14 protein-coding genes are annotated in these 21,736 nt (G+C 70.1%); 3 read left to right on the top strand and 11 right to left on the bottom strand.

From position 1 onward, the window contains the following. Positions 1 to 12: 12 nt before the first annotated feature. The 3 genes from AMK18_RS00655 to AMK18_RS34130 are packed head-to-tail and all read right to left on the bottom strand — an operon-like array spanning position 13 to position 6,660. Positions 13 to 3,711: a hypothetical protein gene (locus AMK18_RS00655; protein ID WP_073861225.1), complete on the bottom strand. Its 3,699-nt coding sequence runs from the start codon at positions 3,709 to 3,711 to the stop codon at positions 13 to 15. Then, a complete protein-coding gene (locus tag AMK18_RS00650; RefSeq protein ID WP_198956923.1) occupies positions 3,704 to 4,894 on the bottom strand; it encodes a restriction endonuclease-related protein in 1,191 nt (396 codons plus the stop codon). The genes AMK18_RS00655 and AMK18_RS00650 overlap by 8 nt, the downstream gene beginning before the upstream one ends. Further along, complete coding sequence (locus tag AMK18_RS34130) at positions 4,891 to 6,660, bottom strand: PD-(D/E)XK nuclease family protein (protein ID WP_079199199.1); 1,770 nt, start codon at positions 6,658 to 6,660, stop codon at positions 4,891 to 4,893. The genes AMK18_RS00650 and AMK18_RS34130 overlap by 4 nt, the downstream gene beginning before the upstream one ends. A gap of 179 nt (positions 6,661 to 6,839) precedes the next feature. On the opposite strand from AMK18_RS34130, the gene AMK18_RS00640 reads away from it, so the two are divergent. Beyond that, the gene (locus tag AMK18_RS00640; RefSeq protein WP_073861223.1) at positions 6,840 to 8,351 is read left to right on the top strand and encodes a serine/threonine-protein kinase; all 1,512 of its coding nucleotides are present in this window, start codon (positions 6,840 to 6,842) and stop codon (positions 8,349 to 8,351) included. Between the two features lie 74 nt (positions 8,352 to 8,425). On the opposite strand, the gene AMK18_RS00635 is transcribed toward AMK18_RS00640, so the two are convergent. The 3 genes from AMK18_RS00635 to AMK18_RS00625 form a co-directional block, all read right to left on the bottom strand. Beyond that, positions 8,426 to 10,387, bottom strand: coding sequence for an N-6 DNA methylase (locus AMK18_RS00635; RefSeq protein WP_338014058.1), 1,962 nt, complete (start codon positions 10,385 to 10,387; stop codon positions 8,426 to 8,428). Positions 10,388 to 10,993: 606 nt separating this feature from the next. Continuing rightward, positions 10,994 to 12,340 carry a class I SAM-dependent RNA methyltransferase gene (locus AMK18_RS00630; RefSeq protein WP_073861221.1) on the bottom strand — a complete coding sequence of 449 codons (1,347 nt, stop codon included), beginning with the start codon at positions 12,338 to 12,340 and terminating at the stop codon, positions 10,994 to 10,996. Positions 12,341 to 12,447: 107 nt separating this feature from the next. After that, on the bottom strand, positions 12,448 to 14,496 hold the full coding sequence (locus AMK18_RS00625) for an APC family permease (protein ID WP_073861220.1): 2,049 nt from the start codon (positions 14,494 to 14,496) through the stop codon (positions 12,448 to 12,450). 331 nt (positions 14,497 to 14,827) lie between these two features. Here AMK18_RS00625 and AMK18_RS00620 point away from each other — a divergent pair, with 331 nt between their 5' ends. Together AMK18_RS00620 and AMK18_RS00615 are read left to right on the top strand one after the other, a co-directional pair. Further along, positions 14,828 to 15,496 (top strand): potassium channel family protein, encoded by a 669-nt coding sequence (locus tag AMK18_RS00620; protein WP_018105404.1) that lies wholly within the window; start codon positions 14,828 to 14,830, stop codon positions 15,494 to 15,496. After that, positions 15,496 to 16,173: a potassium channel family protein gene (locus AMK18_RS00615; RefSeq protein ID WP_018105403.1), complete on the top strand. Its 678-nt coding sequence runs from the start codon at positions 15,496 to 15,498 to the stop codon at positions 16,171 to 16,173. The genes AMK18_RS00620 and AMK18_RS00615 overlap by 1 nt, the downstream gene beginning before the upstream one ends. 57 nt (positions 16,174 to 16,230) lie before the next feature. Here AMK18_RS00615 and AMK18_RS00610 read toward each other — a convergent pair whose 3' ends face one another. From AMK18_RS00610 to AMK18_RS00590, 5 genes are all read right to left on the bottom strand, one after another. Next, positions 16,231 to 16,989, bottom strand: a complete 759-nt coding sequence (locus AMK18_RS00610) for a DUF3159 domain-containing protein (protein ID WP_018105402.1) — start codon at positions 16,987 to 16,989, stop codon at positions 16,231 to 16,233. A 3-nt stretch (positions 16,990 to 16,992) separates the two neighbouring features. Continuing rightward, positions 16,993 to 17,409, bottom strand: a complete 417-nt coding sequence (locus AMK18_RS00605; protein WP_073861219.1) for an OB-fold nucleic acid binding domain-containing protein — start codon at positions 17,407 to 17,409, stop codon at positions 16,993 to 16,995. Positions 17,410 to 17,496: 87 nt separating this feature from the next. Next, entirely contained in the window at positions 17,497 to 18,189 is a 693-nt protein-coding gene (locus AMK18_RS00600) for a response regulator (RefSeq protein WP_018105400.1), read from the bottom strand. A gap of 98 nt (positions 18,190 to 18,287) precedes the next feature. Further along, on the bottom strand, positions 18,288 to 20,831 hold the full coding sequence (locus AMK18_RS00595; RefSeq protein WP_018105399.1) for a sensor histidine kinase: 2,544 nt from the start codon (positions 20,829 to 20,831) through the stop codon (positions 18,288 to 18,290). A 143-nt stretch (positions 20,832 to 20,974) separates the two neighbouring features. Beyond that, positions 20,975 to 21,709: an ABC transporter ATP-binding protein gene (locus AMK18_RS00590; protein WP_073861218.1), complete on the bottom strand. Its 735-nt coding sequence runs from the start codon at positions 21,707 to 21,709 to the stop codon at positions 20,975 to 20,977. Between the last annotated feature and the right edge of the window lie 27 nt (positions 21,710 to 21,736).

Raw genomic sequence — 21,736 nt, 5'->3', positions numbered from 1 at the left:
GTCCGGCGTGGGTCAGCGGTCTCTGGGCGGCGAGGTGTCGATCCCGCACAGCGCGTTGTACAGAGGCCGGTAGAGCAGCCTGACCAGGGATGGATCGGCCGGGTCGGCGCAGGGTCCGGGGTCTTCGGCGAAGTAGGGGGCCAGCACGTCGCGCAGGTGGACCAGCAAGCCGGGATCGTTCTGCCAGCGCGGTCGTCGCTGGTCGGTCGCGCGGGCACCGGCCGCCGCGAGCCGGGGGGCGAACGCCGCGTCGACGAAGACGACTCTGGCGGGAACACCGCCGCGGACCAGGCGGCCGATCACCTGCCAGAGGGTGACTAGCTGGTCCCAGGCGAACGACTCCTTCTCAGGGTCGGAGAGTCTGGAGTACATGTAGGAGCGGGAGAGCAGACGGCGCCACACCCCACGCGCGACCGTACGGAAGGCGCTGCCCGCTCCGTCGAGATCTGCACCGTCGCCGACCAGTCCGGTGAATGTACCCTCCGCCAGCCCTGGGTGGTCGCGGACGAACCGCGCCGCCCAGTCGTTGATGGCGAAGACGGAGAGGAAGAGGTCATCCGGGCGGGGGTGGGGGCGAACGAGGAAGAACACGGTGCCGAACGCGGCCACTCGCTCCTCGCCGGGGCTCTGGAAGGGGGTGAGGATGTTGTGTCCGCGTTCGACCGCGAGCAGGGGCGCGACCAGGATCTGGGCACTCTTGTCGGTCGCGAAATCGGCCAGATCGCCCCGGCGCACGGCGGTCGCCGTGTACGCTCCCACGGAACTCGCCTCCGCGGCGAGGGATGCCTCCAGCGCGGCGTCGTCCGCGGCGAGCACCCGTACGCGTTCCCGCCAGGCGGACATCTCCGAGAGAGTCGCGGCCACCAGCGCGGCCTCCCGGTAGCTGCCCACGAGCAGAAGGGCTCGTCGACGACGCGGATCGGGAATCTGCGCCAGTTCTCGTTGAAGGGGACTACGCGTGCGGTCCCGAGGGGGGCGTGCCAGCTTCTCCACGAGCAGGCGCAGGACTGCCTCTCGCGTCTCCGGGTTCTGCCCGGAGATACGGATGGGCTGCCCGGCGTCGTCGTACATGAACTCGGTGCGGAACAGCGACTCACCGATCGAGCGCAGTGCCTCCGGCTGTGGTTTGAGCACTGCCTGGACGGGTGCGACCACGTGGGCCCGGGTGGAGGTTCCCGCCCAACTGGTCCCGGACATGAGCAGGACGTTCGGGCCCGTCGTGCCCCGGTTGGCGTCAGCGCCCAGCCTGGGCAGAGAGAGGAGAAGTTCGCGGCCCACCCCGGCGCACCGGAAGAAGCGAAGGGTGCCCGTGCGCCGTCCGTCCCGGCTGTCGCGCTCGTCGAGCAGGAACTGAAAGCCAAGCACATTGCCCATGGGGGACTCGGGCAGCAGGGGTGCGTAGTCCAGGGGCGGGCGCCTGGTCAGCTCGTGTTCTCCGGGGTCGAGCCGGAGGGCTGCCTCGACCTGCGGCCAAAGGAAGGTCACGCGTTCGAGCCGCTGGTTCAGGGCCGCGAGTACCAGGGTGAACTCCAGCCTCTCCGCCTGAAGTTCGAGCCACTCCTCGGTGAACTCGGATTCGTTCCGTGGTGCCTCGCTGAAAAGCGGCGGTCGCTCGAAGGGCCTGGGCGCACCGTCGAGAAGGGCATCGAGCAGAACTCGCACGCGCCCACGCGTCCGCTTCTCCTGAAGCGTGTGCAGGACGTCGTGGGCCAGCCTCGCCAGGTCGTCGGCGAAGGTGCCATACGGCCCACCATCACCGAGCGGGTCGTCACGGAAGACGTCGAAGATCTTGGTGAGCCGGTCCCGGCGAGCGGCCCAGGGAGTGTCCTCCACAACGGGTGTGTGCTCGGAAGGACCGTGCAGGGCCTCCTCGTCGTCGTAGAGTGCGGCTTCGTCCAACGCGTCGTCGTCCTCGACGGCCGGTTGGTGCTGCGGAAACCAGGCGCTGAGAAGGCGCTCCTGAAGTGTCCATGGGCTGAAGTAGTCGATCTGTGCCCAGTTCCGCAGGGCCGGGGTGTCGATGAGCATGGCGTAGAGCCGATCGGCGGCGGATCCGACGACGTCCAGGGCGGCCGACCAACGTTCGACATCCTGATCGGAGAGTTGCAGCCGGCCCTGCCGGGAGAGTTCGGCGATCTCATGGGTCTGGAGCCGGTCGAGCCACGATTCAGGGCCTGTGGTGACCAGCGTGGCCGTGGGGGCGAACATCTGATCGAGCTGCATCTGAACGCGGTCAGCTTCGTCCACGACGATGATGTCGCTGCGCAGGCAGGCGAGTTCCAGATACCGCAGGCGCTCGGCGTTGAGCTGACGCGGCACGGAAGTCTGGACCAAGCTCGCCGGGTTGGCGACCCAGATGAGCGCGTCGACGAGGTCGCGCGAGGAGGAATGACGGGGGCAGACGCTCCACAGCGAGCAGGCGTGCCGCTTCCCCGGGTCCTCCCTTTCCTCAACATCACCGGACTCGGGACCGCCATCGGCCCCGACCGGGCCGACCCCTCGGGCGTACCGGAGTTCCCGGGTGACACGGGCGGCACGCGAGCGTGCGTTCTCCTCCTGGTCGGGTTCGTCCGCACGACGGTCCACCGGATACAAGGAACCGCAGGGCGCATCGGCGAAGCGCAGCGGCGCGTCGACTTCCAGGGCCCGCAGCGCGTCGAGCGGACAGGCCGTGCTCAAGTGGGCGAAGGCCGGATCGGTGTGGTCCAGCAGCGAGCGCTTGCCGCGTGCGGCGAGCCGCCGGTGCAGGCGCTGGGTGTGCTTGGGCCGGGTGGTGGCGCCTTGGACGAGCGCCACCCGCAGACCGAGCCCCTGAAGAAGCTGGGTCTGGCTGAGCTGCTCAGCGACGTCGCCGACCACCAGCGTGGTGCGCAGATTCCGCTGGTGCGCCCAGACCGCGAGCAGGATCATGAGGGTCGACTTCCCGGCCCCGACCATGCCCACCAAGTGCCTCAGCCCGTCCAAGACGAGCACCTCTGCCTTCTCGAAGTCCTTTCCGTCTGCCGTACGAACGTCCAATTCGAGGCTGGCCAGCCGCTCACACCATTGGCCGGACGGCCTACCTAGCTGGAGCTGCCGCGTCTCCATCCACCTCGCGGTCTCCTCGAGTTCGGCCAGGGGAACCTCGATGAGGCCGCCGGGGCGGGGACGGGGAGCGGCGAGGTCGTGCCCCGGCGGGGGATCGAACACGAACTCCGAGGGGATGGTGACGGAGGAATAACGGCGATGCTCGTTGAAACGGTGTGTCCCCTCCCTCGCGTACGGAAGCGGATTCGTCGCAAAGCCCGGGACCCGTCCGAGCGCACTGTCATAGACATCGAAGCGATGGGCGGCCACCGGGTGCGCGACCCGGCGTGCGGGTCCGCCACCGGCCGGGACCCGGTAGCCGCGCAGCTGCTCGGGAAGCTGCCGATAGCTTTCCAGGCTCTGTTGCCACAGGCGCCGTCGTCTCATGGGCCACAGGAGGTGGCGGGCCGCCGTCATGGCGAGCTGATCTTCGGGGGTTCTCGCCAGCCCGGCGGCGGAGGCGAAGGGGTAGCCGCCGAGGAGCGCCCAGACTCCGTCCGCTGCCCGTCCGGGCTCCAGCCTCTCCAACAGTCGCAGGCCCAGTTCGACCTGGCAGAGCAGAGCGGGTTTGATGCCGCGGTACTCCGTCGGCCACGGTCTCAGGTCCTTGACCAGCCCCTGATACCAGACGCTGCGGTCACGCACGATCCGCCCCCTCCCTCCTATGCGGCCCCGGTGCAATGTGTGCGTCCGGACCTCGTTCGCCGCGCAGGCGTTTCCGGGCGGCCGCGACCACCTGGTCGTCGGTGAGCAGGCGCAGCCCGGCCACGTGGGCGGGGCGCTCCCGGGCGAAGGTCTCCAGGTAGTCGCCGCGCTCGCGGACCCGGAATCGCGGCACGGCCCAGCACGCCTCGTCGTACGGCGGCTCGGGGCGTACGGTGTCGGCGGCCCGGCCCAGAAACCCCGGATGGGTCCAGTCCTTCACGTCGATTGCCCAGATGTGGCCGTCGGGAAAGGTGATCCTCAGGTCGTACGCGTCATAGCCTGGCCACATCTCGACGGCGAGGCCGATACGGCGCAGCTTCCTCTCCAGATCCACCTCGGCGTGTCCAGGCCCGGTGACGAACTGCCGGAGCGGGCGCCGGAGCTGCCACAGTCCCCCCACCTCATCAGCGGGCAGTCGCCGGCCGGGGGGAGGAGAACCTAGGCGCCGGCAGTGTTCACGTTCGCACCACCAGCCGCCATCAACCAAGGGGACGAGTAGTGTGAGGCAGCGGTCGCAAGCAAGGCTGACACCGTCCCTGTCATAGCCCGCCGGCACAGGCGCGTAGACCTCGTCGACAAGGAACTGGACCGGTTCGAGGTAGAGGTCCGTGCTGACGTCGGGCCACTCCGCCTCGGTCAGCAAGGGCCGGGTGACCAACAGCCGCCGGAACGCCGTGTACGACTCGGGCACGTTCGCCGCACGGCAGGCGTTCATGGCTTCGCCGATCACCAGCTGGGCGTACTGGCGGCCGGTGCTGTTCCCGAACCCTTCGACCTCGAGCTCGCCGCAGAGCTGTGTCGGCCTCCCGGAGTGCGGGTCGACGAGCCGGTTGTCCCCCCTGAAGAGATCCAGAGGCAGCGCGTCCAGGGGCCAGCTCCGCAAGGGGCGGGTCCGGCACCACCCGATCATCTCCGGCACCCCCGTGGGTGGCTGCGCCCCGCTGCGCAGACAGGCGAGGACCACTCGGTCCAAGGCGCGCTGAGCGTCAGGAGGGTACGGAAGGGCGAAGGATTCCAGCTGGCCGACCTCGTCCAATCGCGCAACGGCCGTGGCGACGTCGCGGAGAAGGACCACGTCGGGGTTCTCCAGCCAGTCCGGAATCGGCCCGGCATCTTCACTCACGCCGGCTCGACCGATCCCGGCCTGGCGTCGGGGGCGGAGACCGGCAGGGAGGCGGAGACGAACGCGGTGCCGGGGGCGCACCAGGTACGCACTTGGCAGGAGCGGCAGTGGCGACCGGTGCGAGGCTCGTACGAGGTGTCCCGGAGCAGAGGTTCGGCGAGATCCGCGATCACCTCACGTGCCTCCGCCACCGTCGCGCGGCGGCTGGGGTCGATGGCTTCGAGACGACTTGCCCCCGCGTACTCCCGTAGATGCTCCAACTCGACACGACCGCGGCGCGACCCTCCCCCCACCGCACCCTTGTCAAACAGCAGCACAGCCAGAGCAAGTTGAGGGAAGGATCGCAGCAGCGGGCGACCTTCCCACAGGGGTGCGGCGGCGGTCTTGGTCTCCCGCCAGATCCACCGCCCCCGCCGGGTATGGAGCAGATCCGGCACAGCGTGGACGACAACGTCCAGCTCGGGGACGTATGCCGTGACCCGGTGCTGCGGAAGCACCTTCTCGTCCCGCGCCAGCCCGTCCAGCGGACAGAGCGCTCGGTGTTCATCCAACATCCGCAGAGCGCTCTGGGCCAGCGGTTCCTCCAACGAGTGCCCCGGGGGCAGCATGCCCTCGTGCGCCTGGGGAAGTTCCCTGCAGCCGCCGGGGAGAGGCCGCTCGTGCCGCGCGTTCAGGACGGCGTCCACCACCCGACCCCGGCGCGCCCCAGGGTTCTCCGGAGTCAGGTCGTTGAGATACAGCCGACGCACGAGGTGGTATTGGGCGGGGCAGTCTCCATGAAGTCGTAGGTCCCAGGCGGAGATGGAGCGGCGCCTGGCATGGAACGGCGTGGCGCCCCGAAACGGCCCCCACAAACGCGGAGTACGCGGCAGTTCGGCGCACTGCCCGATGACCTTGCAGTCGACACAACTGCCGCCCGGGCGCACTTCGGTGCCGGCGGCGACGGCGGCGAAGGCGGGGGCGGCATCCCGCCCGAACCGCTCGCGCACGGTATCCGGCCCCCAGTCGAGCAGGCGGGTGACACTGCCGTCCGCACAGCCGAAGTCGAAGACCCGCACTCGCTCCGGTGGCGTGGGGTTCACCAGGGAGGTCTCCGGCGGGCGAGCCTGACGAGGACGCCTCCGGGCGGGCAGGCCATGTGCGACGACATAGGCAATCGCAGCCTTCTCCGCCGCCGCTCGATCGGGCTTCGCACGACCGAAGGAGGGGATCCACAGATCCCTCACCGCGCCGTCCGCCGAAGCGTACTGGCGGCCCCAGGTCCTGTGCTCGTACTGCCGGGCGCCCCGGGCGTCGGAACGCTGTCGAAGCGCGGTACGCACGGTCCAGTCCAGCCGTACGGGGGCGGTAGGGGGCAACCCGGCGGCTTGTGCGACGCGCTGCTCCCGCATTCGGGCGGCGACATACCGTTCGAACGCATGGATGGTCCAGGCAATGAGAGAGGGATGCGCAGGCGCGCTGCGCCCACGGAACACGCCAGATGTCTGGCTCAATTCGTCGACTACCCGGCCGGGTTGCCAGCGCTCGTGCTCCCATAGGTCCAGCGCGGCAAAGAGAGGACCGGCACCGAAGTCCTCCAGGAGTTTGGGCCGTTCACCCATCAGGGGTACACGTGGCACACCGGCGGCACCCGGGGCCTCCGCGCCGAGCAGGGGCCGCACTGCGGTGCTCAGATGAGACGGGCAGGCGTGGGGGTCGGTTCGGGCGTGGGTCGTACTGACCTTGACCAGCCAGCTCTCGCCGGTGGTTCCGAGCGGATTCTCCATGGTTCCCCCTGCTCAGGGCGGCACGTACGGGGTGAACCGAGAAACCCGGGCCACCGAAACACCAAACAGCATGGCACAGGTTGTGAACTATGTCGTTGCGTGTCATGCATCCCGGCAAGTACACGGTACGCTGCGCCTTCTGACGAGGCATTCGGGTCGACTACAGAGGGGCGCAGAGGGTGGAAGCGGACTGGGAGGACGTACGGGCAGGGGAGTTGATCGACGAGCGTTACGAACTGGTCGACCTGGCCGGCAAGGGAGCAATGGCCCAGATCTGGCGGGCCCGCGACCGGACAACCGGTCGACAGGTCGCCGTGAAGTTTCTGCGCCTGGACTCCGAAGATCTCCTCCAACTCGACGCCCGGGACCAGGAGGATGAACTCCACTTCCGGCGCCTCAGGTTCTATCGCGAGGCACAACTCCTCGCACGCCTGCGACACCCCAACATCCCCGCGCAGTACGCCTTCGGAACACATCACGGTGTGCCCTACCTGGTCATGTCCTACGTGGTGGGAATCAATCTGCGCGCCTTCCTCAACCAGTACGCACCGCTCGCGCCTCTCGTCGCCATCTCCGCCGCCGCGCAGATCGCCGCCGCCTTCGTGCACGCCCATGAGCTCCGTGTGCTTCACCGAGATCTGAAGCCGGACAACACGATGATCTCCGAACGGGGTGTGGGGTTCGTGATCGATTTCGGCATCGGCAAGGATCTCGCAATCGAGTCAACTCTCACCCAACCGGGTTCAACCCTCGGCACGCGGGGTTATCAGGCGCCGGAACAGATTCAGGGCGAGGAGGTCACCGCAGCTTCAGACGTCTACTCGTTCTGCTGCGTCCTCTACGAACTCCTCACCGGAAGGCCTCCGTTCATCACCAACAACCGTGACGGATCGGTGGAGCGCCAGCACCTGCGCGAGATGCCCTTACGCCCGGGCGACCTCGCGGCGGGAATCCCGGATGCCTTGGACAAGCTGGTGCTCTGGGGGCTCTCCAAGAAGCCGGAACAGCGCCCGACCATGAGGGAAATCCTCGATGTTCTGGTCAAGTTCACCCCCCGGCCCGGTGACCCCGAGCCCCTTCCACAGATCCTGCACGACCCCACACGCCCCTTCCGGTTCATCGAGACCACCGTGGAGAAAGAAGAATCGCCCCAGCAGGAGACCACCAGGAGCATCGAAGGCGACGAGCATGGGGGGTGGCTGGACCCGGACGTGGTCACGCTGCTCTGCACGGCAGCCGAACAGGAGTTGACAGAGGGAGGACCAGGGGGCGCGGTGAGCGAACTTGCCGGGCTCGCATCTCGTGTTCGCGAGGAGTGGGGACGCCGCCCGCTGGTCCGGAGGGTCTGGGAACTGACCGCTGGGGGGTTCTGGCTCGCGGGAGACTTCGATGCGGCCGCACAGCTCTACGAGGGCATCGCGGACGAGCTGGTACGCGGAGGGGGGCCTCAGGGGCGGGCCGACCGGACGATGCTCGGTCTGCGCGCGGCCTGGTGCCGACTGGAGTCCGAGGGGGACATCGAGGCGACCGTCGAGGTGGTGGCCGAGGCCGGATACGTGGCAGCGGCACTGCCCGAGCCGTACGCCGGCCGGGTAGAGGCGGAGCGCCGCGAGGTAGCGGATCGCATCTCCGAACTGCTCGCCGAACGGGATGGCAGGCTGGATCCCACTGCGAAGCCCGAGCGGGAATGACATCACGGGCCGGGCCACGCACCCGGACGAGCATTCCCTGGCAGGCCTCCGCCCGCGGGGCCGGGTCGATGCCCCTACGCCAGGTGTCCCGCCGCAAGTTCGTCGCTGAGGTCCTGCCCCACCGCCTTGGCAACGATCCGCAAGCGATCGGCCAGTCTCTCAAAGGCTGCCAAGTGCCGGAAAGCCTCGCTGTATCGCTGCTGTTCCGGCAGCTCGATCCGGCGCACCTGGAGGCGGCGCACGTCGATCCGGGATGAACTTGACGCGTGGGTGCCAGCGTGGCGGGCGTTGGTCGGTGCCTTGAGCGAACCCGCCACGAACCAAGGGTCGAGTACATCCGGATCGACCCGGAGTGCATGGATCTGCGAACCCACCGCCATCGGCGGGCCTTCATGCACCCAGGCCGAGAACTCCCTGGCCACACCGACGACCACCACGTCTCCGGGTTCCACAACGACGGCGTCGTCCGGATACGCCCATCCGCTGGGGGATACGTCCAGCAGCAGATCGGAGATGGTCAGTAGCGGAACTCTCGCGCGCCCGGGCTCCGGTACAACCGCTTCATCCGGAAGGCGGCCCGAGCGCAAAGTAAGCGCCTCCGCCCGGGCAAGTTCGGCGACGGTCGCACTCGGCTGGCCCTCCCTACCGAGAGCGAGCTCGAGGGCTGCCAGAGAGGCGCTTTCAGCCCGGAGACCATCGAGCAATTCGCCGACCTCCCTCCAGCCAGCCGCGAGCCGGGGTCCGGCATGCCCCGAAGCCGACGTGGTATGGCGACCAGGGGTGAGGTCCACCTCGTCGTCGAGGAGGTCGATGACGGGGACAGTCGCGGCCCACACGATCGCGCCGGATTCCTCGGTCGCCCGCCCACGCCTTGCCCCCCCGGCCGCGCCGACGACGGACCGGATGAAGGCCCCGAGTTCACCCCAGTCAGGACCGCTGTCCCGAGCGGTGGACCGGGGAAAACGGGCGGCGGCGTCGACGAACAAGAACTCTCCCGGTCCCTGCGGACCTTCCCCCGGAGCGGGCCGCCGCAGCACCCACAGGTGCAGAGAGAGACTGTGTGGCGCGGCGGATCCGGGCGGAAGCGCCACCACGGCCCGCAAAGCACCGGTCCGCAGCAGCGATCTGCGGATTCGCCGTCCGGCCTTGCGCGCGGCCACGGTCGGTGGCAGCAACAGGACCGCGCTGCCGCCGGGGCGAAGCCGGGACAGGCAGTGCTGCACCCAAGCGAGTTCGGGCTCAGTGCGGGGCGGGGTGCCGTGCGCCCACCGGGTGTCCGCGGCAAGATCCTCGTACCCCCAGTCCCGCTCGTTGGCCGGCGGGTTGCAGAGCACCATGTCCGCCTGCGTACCGATCAGGGGATCCGCGCGGAGGGAGTCTCCCGGCGTCATCACGGGTGCGAGCCCTCGGGTCTCGGGGCCCGGCAGCAGGGCGAGTCGCACGTCGGCAAGAGCAGTGAGCACCGGATCGCGATCGCAGCCGAGAAGCGCGGCGGGCCGGTTCAGCTCGGTCGGAACGGCTGTCGCCGCGGCGGCCAGGAGATTGCCCACTCCGCACGCCGGGTCGAGCACCCTGAGGGGATCGTCGGGGTGCCCGCCGACGAACGGCTTACACGTTCGCAGGGCCAGATCGGCCATGAGATCGGCCAGCGGCTCGGGGGTGGTGGGGATCTGGCGTACGTGCGTGTCCAGCCAGCGGCGCAAGAGAAACATGAGGACCTCGGACGAACCCTCGCGCCGCCCCAGCTCCACAGCGGCCCGCACCGGCCCCGGTGCCGGCGCGGCACCGCCGGATCCGTCGCCGTCATTCTGCTCGCCGGCGAGCAGTCGTCCCACCGCGGCAATGGCGAGCCCGGTCTCGTCACGGTCGCCCAAGGCCTCGAACCGGGGCCAGAGCCACTCGCGACTCCTACCCTTCCCCCGCTTCCCGTTGTCCCTGAGCCACATTTCGATGTCCGTCAGGGAAAAGTGCGGGCTCGCGTCGGTGCCCCCGATTCGTGGCGGGAACGTGTCGTGCCGGCGGCGCCAGTTGCTCACAGCGGCTCGTCCCACTCCCGCGAGCCGAGCGATCTCGGCCAGAGTCACCGGTACGGCGGGGGGCGAGTTCATCGATTCTCCAGAGGCGTCGGCCGGACGGGAACGGGAGTGCCGGCTTCCGGGAGCACTTGAGCAGGCGGCCCCTCGCGCCTTCCCGATCCCGAGTCAGGCTAACGCATGTTGACTTTGTTCACAGTTTTACCCACGCATGAAGGTACGGGCGTGGCCCTGCGACAGCCCCGGCCACTCATCGCCACCATCCCTACCTCGGGCGGGCCTGGCATCGAGTGGCTCAACCATAGGATGGCGGACGGCCGTCTCTTGATCGCTGACTTCCTGCGCAGCTGCATTGGCGAACTCGCCTGCGGCCCATTCTGGTACCCGGCCTCAGGCCCTGGCACCACTCACCGCCGTCCGTGGCCCGCTTCACGAACTGTCTTTCCACAGCGCGGACTGACTACTGCTCGCCGGAAGTCGGCCGTTCCGCTACCGGAGACAGCCACACATTCCAGCGCTGCGGAGCGGCCCGCATTCCGCGCTCGAGATATCACCTATGGCGCCCACACCGCACCACAAGCACATCCGCAGACTTGCAGGTCAGAGCCCTTACTTCACCGGCTCCAGAATCGCCACGCACTCCACGTGGTGGGTCATCGGAAACAGATCGAACGCCCGCAACGTCCGCACCCGGTACCCCCCGTCCCGGAAGTACCCCAGGTCCCGGGCCAACGCTGCCGGGTCGCAGGCCACGTAGGCGATGCGGCGGGCGCCCAGGGCGACGAGCTGCTTCACCGTGGCGCGGCCGGCGCCCGCGCGGGGCGGGTCCAGGACGATGAGGTCGCATTCGGTGATGCCCGTGCGGGGCAGGACCTGGTCGACCTTGCCGTGTTCGATGCGGACGCGGTCCAGGTCCGCCAGGTTGTGGCGGGCGTCCTCGACCGCGCGCTTGCCGGACTCGATGCCCAGGACCGCGCCCTTCTCGCCGATGCGCTGGCCGATGGCACCGGCGAAGAGGCCGACGCCGCAGTAGAGGTCGAGGGCCGTGTCGTTCTTACGAGGCAGCAGGCCCTGCATGACCGCGCGGACCAGGGTGTTCGCGGCCTGCGGGTGGACCTGCCAGAAGCCGCCGGAGCCGACGCGGTACGTGCGGTCGTCGGCGCGCTCGCGGACGAAGCCGCGGCCGTGGACCCGGTGCACGCCGCCGTCGCGTTCGTCCACGCGGAGGACGGAGACCGGCTTGTCGAGCTCGACCAGGGGCAGCCGGCCGCCCGGGCGGGGCGTCAGGATGACCTGGCGGTCGTGGGAGCCGGTGGCGGCGATGGCCTCCACCGTGGCCATCTGGGGCCAGTCCTGCTGCTCGACGCCCAGCTCGGAGACCCCGGGCGCGGCGATCATGCAGTGATCGATGATCTCGATGTCGTGCGAGCGGTGCTTGCGCAGGCCGACGCGGCCGTCCTCGTCGATCGCGTACTGGACCCGGGTCCGCCAGGCCGGGACCTCGCCCGCGGGGAGCTTGTCGCCCTCGGCCGGCATGACCGTGCCGTCCCAGCCCGCCTCCTCCGGCGTGAGGCCCGCGAGGCGCTGGAGCTGTTCGGCGATGACCTCGCCCTTCAGGCGGCGCTGGGCGCCCGGCTTGGCGTGCTGCCAGTCGCAGCCGCCGCACTTGCCGGGACCGGCGAACGGGCAGGGGGCCGGTACCCGGTCCTTGGACGCCTCGATGATCTCCACCGCGTCCGCGCGCAGGAAGCGCGAGTCCTCGGCGCCGTCGGTGATCCGCGCGACGACCTTCTCGCCCGGCAGGGTGTGGCGTACGAACAGCACCCGGCCCTCGTCCGTGCGGGCGATGCAGTGGCCGCCGTGCGCGACCGGGCCGACCTCGACCTCGTACTCCCGCCCGACCAGCGACTCCGGCTGTGTCTCCCCGGTCTGCGGCGACGTGGATTCGTTCTGCATGAGGGGCGGGCTCCAGGGAGGGAAGGGGACGGCCGGCGGCCGGACAACAACCTACGAGTCTACGTCGGTGTCGCCCGGCCGCCGACCACACGCGGCGGTCCCCCGCCTCAGCCCTTCGGCGTCGGTTCCTTCTGCCTGCGCTCCACCGGGCCCCGGCGCACCGAACCCGGAGCGCTCCAGTCGGCACGCCTGCGGGCGCGCTTCTTCGCGGCCTCGGAGGATTCCAGCTGGTACGGGACCGAGGTGACCATCACACCGGGCGTGAAGAGCAGCCGGCCCTTGAGCCTCAGGGCGCTCTGGTTGTGCAGCAGGTGCTCGTACCAGTGCCCGACGACGTACTCCGGGATGTAGACGCTCACGACGTCGCGCGGGCTCTCCCGGCGCAGGCTCTTGACGTACTCGATGACCGGGCGGGTCACCTCGCGGTACGGGGAGTCGAGGATCTTCAGCGGTACGTTGATGCCGCGCCGCTCCCAGTCCTCCCTGAGGGCCTTCGTCTCGGCCGGGTCCACGCTGATGGAGAGCGCCTCCAGGTGGTCCGTGCGGATCAGCTTGGCGTAGGCGAGGGCGCGCAGGGTGGGGCGGTGGAGCTTGGAGACCAGGACGATCGAGTGGACCCGGGAGGGGCGGATCGACTCGTCCGGGGCGGTCTCGTCGGCGGCGATCTCCTCGGCGACCCGGTCGTAGTGCTTGCGGATCGCGGTCATCGTGCCGAAGAAGATGACCATCCCGAGGAGCGCCACCCAGGCGCCGTGGGTGAACTTCGTGGCGAGGACGACGACGAGCACCAGGCCCGTGAAGAACGCGCCGAAGGTGTTGATCGCCCGGGAGCGGATCATGTGGCGGCGCTTGGCCGGGTCCTTCTCGACGGCCAGATGGCGGTTCCAGTGCCGGACCATGCCGGTCTGGCTCAGCGTGAAGGAGACGAACACGCCGACGATGTACAGCTGGATGAGCCGGGTCGAGTCGGCCCCGTAGATCACGACCAGCAGGATCGCGGCGCCGGCCAGCAGCACGATGCCGTTGGAGAAGGCGAGCCGGTCGCCGCGGGTGTGCAGCTGGCGGGGCAGGTAGCGGTCCTGGGCCAGGATCGAGCCGAGCAGCGGGAAGCCGTTGTACGCGGTGTTCGCGGCCAGGAAGAGCACGAGGGCGGTGGCGGCGGCGAGGATCACGAAGAAGAACGTGCCGTCGCCGAAGACCGCGGCCGCGACCTGCGAGATGACCGGGTCCTGGGTGAAGCCGGAGCCGACCGGGCGGCCGTTGCTGATCAGGTCCTTCGCCGGGTTCTCCGCCATCTTGACGTCGGTGGCCATGGCCAGCCCGATGATGCCGCAGAACATGGTGACGGCGAGCAGGCCCATCATCGCGAGCGTGGTCGCGGCGTTCTTGCTCTTCGGCTTGCGGAACGCGGGCACGCCGTTGCTGATCGCCTCGACACCGGTGAGCGCCGCACAGCCGGAGGAGAAGGCGCGCAGCAGCAGGAAGACGAGCGCGAAGCCGGCCAGCCCCTGGTGCTCGGGCCTGATCGTGTACGCGGAGGTCGGGGCGTGCATCGTGTCGCCGAGGACGAGCCCGCGGAAGGCGCCCCAGATGATCATGATGAAGACGCCGGCCACGAAGAGGTACGTGGGGATGGCGAAGAGCTTCCCGGACTCCTTGACGCCGCGCAGGTTCATCAGGGTCAGCAGGACGATGGCGGCGACCGCGCACCCCGTCTTGTGCTCGACCACGAAGGGGATCGCGGAGCCCAGGTTCTCCACGCCGGAGGCGATCGACACGGCCACGGTCAGGACGTAGTCGACCAGCAGCGCGCTGGCGACGGTCAGCCCGGCCTTGGGGCCGAGGTTGGTGGTGGCGACCTCGTAGTCGCCGCCGCCGCTCGGGTAGGCGTGGACGTTCTGCCGGTAGGAGGCGACGACCGTGAACATCAGGACCACGACCGCGACCGCGATCCAGGGACTGAAGTGGTACGCCGACACACCCGCGATGGACAGCACGAGGAGGACTTCTCCGGGTGCGTACGCCACCGAGGACAGCGGGTCGGATGCGAAGACGGGAAGCGCGATGCGCTTGGGGAGGAGCGTCTCCCCCAGCTTGTCGCTGCGCAGGGCCCGCCCGATCAGGATCCGTTTGGGCACGTCGGTCAGTTTGGACACGCAGAGGATCGTAAGGGTTCCGTATGGGGCCCGCCCCCGCTGTAACGGCGTGGCCCGCCAATGTCCTGCACTCGGCCGGAAACGCCACGGAATCCTTAACGCAATCCTTGCGCCACGCCGCCGGAAAGCGCCCCGGGCACGTCGTCTTTGCCACTCCCGCGCCGCGATGCGCACACTCGGATGAGGCGACGCGACCCGCGCCGCATAAGCTCGTAACCGGGCGACGGGACACACCGTTGCCCCGTTGTTTGCCCGGCCAGCCGAGGAAAGAGTGTGAGCAGGGTGTTTTCGCAGGTCAGCCGGACGACCAGGACTGCGAGGTAGGCGCAAGGTGCACATCGTCATCATGGGCTGCGGGCGAGTGGGAGCCGCTCTCGCGCAGACCCTGGAGCAGCAGGGGCACACGGTCGCCGTCATCGACCAGGACCCCACGGCGTTCCGGCGCCTCGGCTCCGGGTTCGGCGGCCGTCGCGTCACCGGGGTCGGTTTCGACCAGGACACGCTGCGCGAATCGGGGATCGAGGAGGCCGGCGCGTTCGCGGCGGTGAGCTCCGGCGACAACTCCAACATCATTGCGGCCCGGGTGGCCCGCGAGATGTTCGGCATCGAGAACGTCGCAGCCCGGATCTACGACCCCCGGCGCGCCGAGGTGTACCAGCGGCTGGGCATCCCGACGGTCGCGACCGTGCGGTGGACGGCGGACCAGATGCTGCGCCGGCTGCTGCCGTCGGGGGCGGAGCCGCTGTGGCGCGACCCGAGCGGCGGGGTGCAGCTCGCGGAGGTGCACACCACGCCGTCCTGGATCGGCCACAAGATCAGCACGCTCCAGGAAGAGACGGGCGTGCGCGTCGCGTTCCTCACCCGGTTGGGCGAAGCGATTCTGCCGTCGTCGCAGACGGTGCTCCAGGAGGGCGACCTCGTCCACGTGATGATGCGTACGGACGAGATCGCGAAGGTCGAGGCGGCCTTCGCCGAGGGCCCCGAGGAGGGCGGTCACTGATGCGTGTCGCGATTGCCGGGGCCGGTGCGGTGGGGCGTTCCATCGCGGGCGAGCTGCTGGAGAACGGGCACGAGGTGCTGCTCGTGGACAAGGCGCCGACCGCCATCTCGGTGGAGCGGGTGCCGATGGCCGAGTGGCTGCTCGCGGACGCCTGTGAGATCACGTCGCTGGACGAGGCGGCGCTGCAGCGCTGCAACGTCGTGATCGCGGCGACGGGCGACGACAAGGTGAACCTGGTCGTCTCGCTGCTGGCGAAGACCGAGTACGGCGTGCCGAGGGTCGTCGCCCGGGTGAACAACCCGAAGAACGAGTGGCTGTTCAACGAGTCGTGGGGCGTCGATGTGGCGGTGTCCACGCCGCGTCTGATGTCGGCGCTGGTCGAGGAGGCGGTGAGCGTCGGCGATCTGGTCCGGCTGCTGCGCTTCAGCCACGGTGACGCGAACCTGGTGGAGCTGACGCTGCCGCCGGAGTCGGCGCTGGCGGGGACCCAGGTCGGGGAGGTCGCCTGGCCGGAGGACACCTCGCTGGTGACGATCATCCGGGGCCAGCGAGTGCTGACGCCGAGCCCGGAGGAGAGCCTGGAGGCCGGTGACGAGCTGCTGTTCGTGGCCGCGCAGGCGCGCGAGGAGCAGCTGGAGGACCTGCTGTCGGTGCGCCGGGGCGACTCGGAGGCGTAAGGCATACGGAGAGGGGGCCCCGTCACCGGCTGGTGACGGGGCCCCCTCTCGTACGGCTCAGAACTCCTGGCCCCTGGCCGCTTCGGCGGCGGCCGTCTTGCGGGCCTTCTCGGCCTCCTCCTCCGCCTCCATCTCGGCGAAGACGTCGATCGGTGGCGGGGCCTTGGCGAGGAAGACCCAGGTCAGGTAGACCGCCAGCAGGAACGGCGGGATCTTCAGCGCGACCAGCACCCAGCCGAACTGGGTGGTGTCGGCCCACCAGTACAGCGGGAAGAGGATCGCGCACTTGGCGAGCAGGATCAGCCCCCAGGCGTAGCTGGCCTTGGTGTACGCCTTCTTGCGGCCGGGGTTACGGGTGCGCCAGGAGAGGTTCTCCTTGAACACCGGGCCCAGGATCAGGCCGATCAGCGGCAGGCCGGCGACGGCGGTGACCAGATAGGCCAGGGCGAGGCCCAGGGTGTAGAGCATGCCCGGGAGGTAGAAGTCCTTGGCGTTGCCCGTCATCTTGGCGAAGACCACGCCGAAGGCCACACCGAAGACACCGCTGAAGGCGTGCTTGACGGTGTCCTTGCGGATCAGCCGGACAACCACGAGCGCGAGCGACACCGCCAGGGCCGCGATGGCCGAGTAGGTGAGGTTCTTGTTGATCGTGAAGATCGTGACGAAGAGCAGCCCGGGCAGGACCGTCTCCACCATGCCCCTCACGCCGCCGAAGGCTTCGAAGAGCGCGGCCTCGGTGACCGCCCTGCTGTCGGCGGCCTCCTGCTGGTCGGTGGTGCGGTCCGTGTCGGACGTCGGCTTGTCGAGAGACGTCACCGGCTACTCCTTGCCGAGCGGTCGGAGTTCGTATTTGGGGTTGAACAGCACCCGGCGGCCGTGGCTCATGGCGATCCGGCCGGAGGCGATGAGCTTGCGGCCCGGTTCTATGCCCTGGATGGAGCGGCGGCCGAGCCAGACCACGTCGAGCGGTGCGGTGCCGTCGAAGAGCTCCGCCTCCAGGGCGGGCACTCCGGCGCGCGGCCGCAGGGTGACCGTCCGCAAGGTACCAGTGACCTTCACGATCTGGCGGTCGGTGCATTCGGAGATCCGGGTGCACCCCGATGCCTGCGAGTCCTCCTCCAGCTCCTCGCACTCCAGGTCCTCCTGGGAGCTGGAAAGCCGGTCGAGCATGCGCCGGAAGCGCCCGGAGGGCCGGTCGCCCTTGTGGAGCTTCTCGGATCGAGGAACAGCACTCATACCCGAAGGGTACCGGTCCCGCGAGGTCATGGCGGGTGGCCGCCGTCTCACCCGTACGGAGGACGCGTGCGCGCCCGTACGCCGGTTTCAGGCGCGCTCGAAGCGGTAACCCATGCCGGGTTCGGTGACGAAGTGGCGGGGGTGGGACGGGTCCGCCTCCAGCTTCCGCCGGAGCTGGGCCATGTAGACGCGCAGGTAGTTGGTCTCGGTGCCGTACGAGGGCCCCCAGACCTCCTGGAGCAGCTGGCGCTGGCTGACGAGCCGGCCGCCGTTGCGGACCAGGACCTCCAGCAGGTGCCACTCGGTCGGCGTGAGCCGTACGTCGCGGCCGTCGCGGTGGACCTTCTTCGCGGCGAGGTCGACGGTGAAGCCCTCGGTCTCCACGACGACGACCTGGTCGCCCCCGTCCTGGCCGACCGGCTCGGCCCGGCGCACCGCGGCCCGCAGCCGGGCCAGCAGCTCGTCCATGCCGAAGGGCTTGGTCACGTAGTCGTCGGCCCCCGCGTCCAGCGCCTCGACCTTCTCGTCGGAGGTGTGGCGGGCCGAGAGGACCAGGATCGGAACCCGGGTCCAGCCGCGCAGGCCGCGGATCACGTCGACGCCGTCCATGTCGGGCAGCCCGAGGTCGAGGACGACGACGTCCGGGTGGCGGGTGGCGGCGAGCTGGAGGGCGGTGGCCCCGTCGGGCGCGGCGTCCACCTCGTACTTGCGCGCCTTCAGGTTGATCACGAGGGCGCGTACGATCTGCGGCTCGTCGTCGACCACAAGCACCCGGGTCATCGGGGTCCTGCCTTTCTGCTGGGCGTACGTCGGTGCGCGGAGGTCGGGGCGGTCAGGGCGGTCAGGGCCGTCAGAGCGGTCCGGCAGCTCCGGGCGGTTCACGAGGTGATCCGGGCGGGAAGGCCGGGGGCGGCCGGGGCGTGGCCGGGGGCCGCCCTGAGGGTCAGGACCATGGTGAGGCCGCCGCCGGGGGTGTCCTCGGCGTCCAGCGTGCCGCCCATGGACTCGGCGAAGCCCCGGGCCACCGCGAGGCCGAGGCCGACCCCGGCGCCGCGCGGGGCGTCCCCGTACCGCTGGAAGGGCTCGAAGATGCGCTCCTTGCCCTCGTCGGGGACGCCCCGGCCGCGGTCGGTCACCCGGAGTTCGACACGGGCGCCGAGCGCGCTGGCCGCCACGGTGACGCGGTCGCCGTCGGGGCTGTACTTCACGGCGTTCTCCACGATGTTGGCGACGGCCCGCTCCAGCAGGCCGGGGTCGACGGCGACCATGGGCAGCGTCTCGGGTATGTCCAGGTCGACGCTGTCCTCGGGGACGCCGCCCAGGGCCATGGGGACCACCTCGTCCAGGTCGATCTCGCGGATGAGCGGGGTGACCGTGCCGGTCTGGAGGCGGGACATGTCCAGGAGGTTGCCGACGAGGTGGTCGAGGCGGTCGGCGCCGGCCTCGATGCCCTCCAGGAGCTCGGCCTCGTCGTCCTCGGACCAGGCGACGTCGTCCGAGCGCAGGGAGGAGACGGCGGCCTTGATCGCGGCGAGCGGGGTGCGCAGGTCGTGGCTGACGGCCGCCAGGAGCGCGGTCCTGATGCGGTTGCCCTCGGCGAGTCTGCGGGCCTCCTCGGCCTCGTCCACCAGTCGCTGGCGGTCCAGGACGACGGCGGCCTGGGCGGCGAAGGCGCCGAGCACCCGGCGGTCCTCGGCGGGCAGCACCCGGCCGGTGAGGGCCAGGGCCATGTGGTCGCCGACGGGCATGTCCACATCGGCGTCCTCTGGCCGGGCGGCCGGGGCCGGGCCGACGCTCCCGGCGCAGGTCCAGGGGTCGACGTCGCTGCGCCGTTCCAGCAGGGCGACGGAGCCCATGCCGAAGGTCTCCCGGACCCGGTCCAGGAGGGCGGCGAGCGTGGTCTCGCCGCGCAGCACACTGCCGGCCAGGAACGACAGGATCTCGGACTCCGCGCGCAGCCGGGCGGCCTGGTGGGTGCGGCGGGCCGCGAGGTCCACCACGGAGGCCACCGCGACGGCCACCGCGAAGAAGATCACGATGGCGACGAAGTTCTCCGGGTCCTGGACGGTGAGCGTGTGGGTGGGCGGGGTGAACCAGTAGTTCAGGAGCAGGGAGCCGGCGGCGGCCGCGGCGAGGGCGGGCAGCAGGCCGCCGATCAGGGCGGCGGCGACGGTCATGAAGAGGAAGAGCAGGACGTCGTTGGCGAGCCCGGGGCCGGATTCCAGGGCCTTGAGGAGCACGGCGAGGAGGACCGGGCCGCCGACGCCGACCGCCCAGCCCCAGATGATGCGGGCCCGGCCGAGGCGGGCGCCCCGGGCGATGGGCAGGCCCCGGCCCTTGGCGACCTCGTCGTGGGTGACGATGTGGACGTCGAGGTCGGTGCCGGACTCGCGGGCGACGGTGGCGCCGACGCCGGGTCCGTAGATGTACTGCCAGGTCTTGCGGCGGCTGGAGCCGAGGACGATCTGGGTGGCGTTGACGCCCCGGGCGAACTCCAGGAGCGCCGAGGGTATGTCGTCGCCGATGACGTGGTGGAAGGTGCCGCCCAGGTCCTCCACGAGGGTGCGCTGGACGGCCAGCTCCTTGGGCGAGGCGGAGGTGAGCCCGTCGCTGCGGGCGATGTAGACGGCCAGGATCTCGCTGCCGGAGCCCTTGGCGGCCATCCGGGCGGCGCGGCGGATGAGGGTGCGGCCCTCGGGACCTCCGGTGAGGCCGACGACGATGCGTTCGCGGGCCTGCCAGGTGGTGCGGATGTTGTGCTCGCCCCGGTACTGCTGGAGGTATTCGTCCACCCGGTCGGCGACCCAGAGGAGGGCCAGCTCGCGCAGGGCGGTGAGGTTGCCGGGGCGGAAGTAGTTGGAGAGGGAGGCGTCGATCCGGTCGGGCTTGTAGATGTTGCCGTGGGCCATGCGGCGGCGCAGGGCCTGGGGCGACATGTCGACCAGTTCGAGCTGGTCGGCCCGGCGGACGACCTCGTCGGGCACGGTCTCGCGCTGGCGGACGCCGGTTATGGACTCGACCACGTCGCCGAGGGATTCCAGGTGCTGGATGTTGACGGTCGAGACGACGTCGATGCCGGCCTGGAGCAGTTCCTCGACGTCCTGCCAGCGCTTGGCGTTGCGGGAGCCCGGCACGTTGGTGTGGGCCAGCTCGTCCACCAGGGCGACGGCCGGGGCGCGCTCCAGGACGGCGTCGATGTCCATCTCGGTGAAGACGGCCGAGCGGTGCTCGATCTCGCGGCGCGGGACGACTTCGAGGCCGTGCAGCAGGGTCTCGGTGCGCGGGCGGTCGTGGTGCTCCACGAAGCCGACGACGCAGTCGGTGCCGCGTTCGACGCGCCGGTGCGCCTCGGCGAGCATCGCGTACGTCTTGCCGACGCCGGGTGCCGCACCGAGGTAGATCCGAAGTTTGCCGCGCGCCATGGCCCCATTGTCTTCCGGAACAGGCGGCTGCCGCCGTGGCAGCCATGGTTCGAAAGTACCTGGTGAATTTCCGGCATATCGGACGGGGGGTGGGGAAGCGGCGGGATTTGACGCAACCCTGATACCGCTCCCCCGGCCGCTGGTCAGTGCTCGATGATGTCGCCGTCGCTGAGTTCGAGGACCCGGTCGGCGAGGCCGAGGAGCTGGGCGTCGTGGGTGGCGACGAGCGCGGTGACGCCCTCGCTGTGCACGACGGCGCGCAGCAGCTCCATCACCGCGAGGCCGGTCTCGGCGTCGAGCTGTCCGGTCGGCTCGTCGGCGATCAGCAGGGCGGGCCGGTTGGCGAGCGCGCGGGCGATGGCCACGCGCTGCTGCTGGCCGCCGGAGAGCTCGCCGGGGCGCTGGGCGGCGTGGTCGGCGAGGCCGACGAGGGAGAGCAGCAGCGACACCCGCTCCTCGCGCTCCTTGGGGTCGGCCTTGCGCAGCCGCAAGGGCACGCCCACGTTCTCGGCGGCGGTGAGGATCGGAATCAGGCCGAACGACTGGAAGATGAAGCCGATCCGGTCCCGGCGCAGCTCCAGGAGCCCGTTCTCGCCGAGCGAGGAAAGGTCGGTGCCGTCGACGGTGATCCGGCCGCCGTCCGGGGTGTCGAGGCCGCCGACGAGGTTGAGCAGAGTCGTCTTGCCGGAGCCGGAGCGCCCCTTGAGGGCGACGAGCTCGCCGCGCGGCACCTCGAAGGAGACGCCGCGCAGCGCGTGCACCGCTCCCGCGCCGGAGCCGTAGGAGCGGTGCAGGTCCTCGACGCGGACCATGGGGGCGTCGGCGACGGCCGTGCCGGGGCCCCCGCCGGTGCTGGTCTCGGCGGTGTTCTCGGTCATGGCGTTCCCCCGTGGGTCCTCGGTCCT

It is taken from the genome of Streptomyces sp. CB01249 (assembly GCF_001905735.1).
GTDB lineage: Bacteria > Actinomycetota > Actinomycetes > Streptomycetales > Streptomycetaceae > Streptomyces.
The sequence above is the reverse complement of the archived record's forward strand: the minus strand, read 5'-3'. Positions and strand labels throughout refer to the sequence as shown.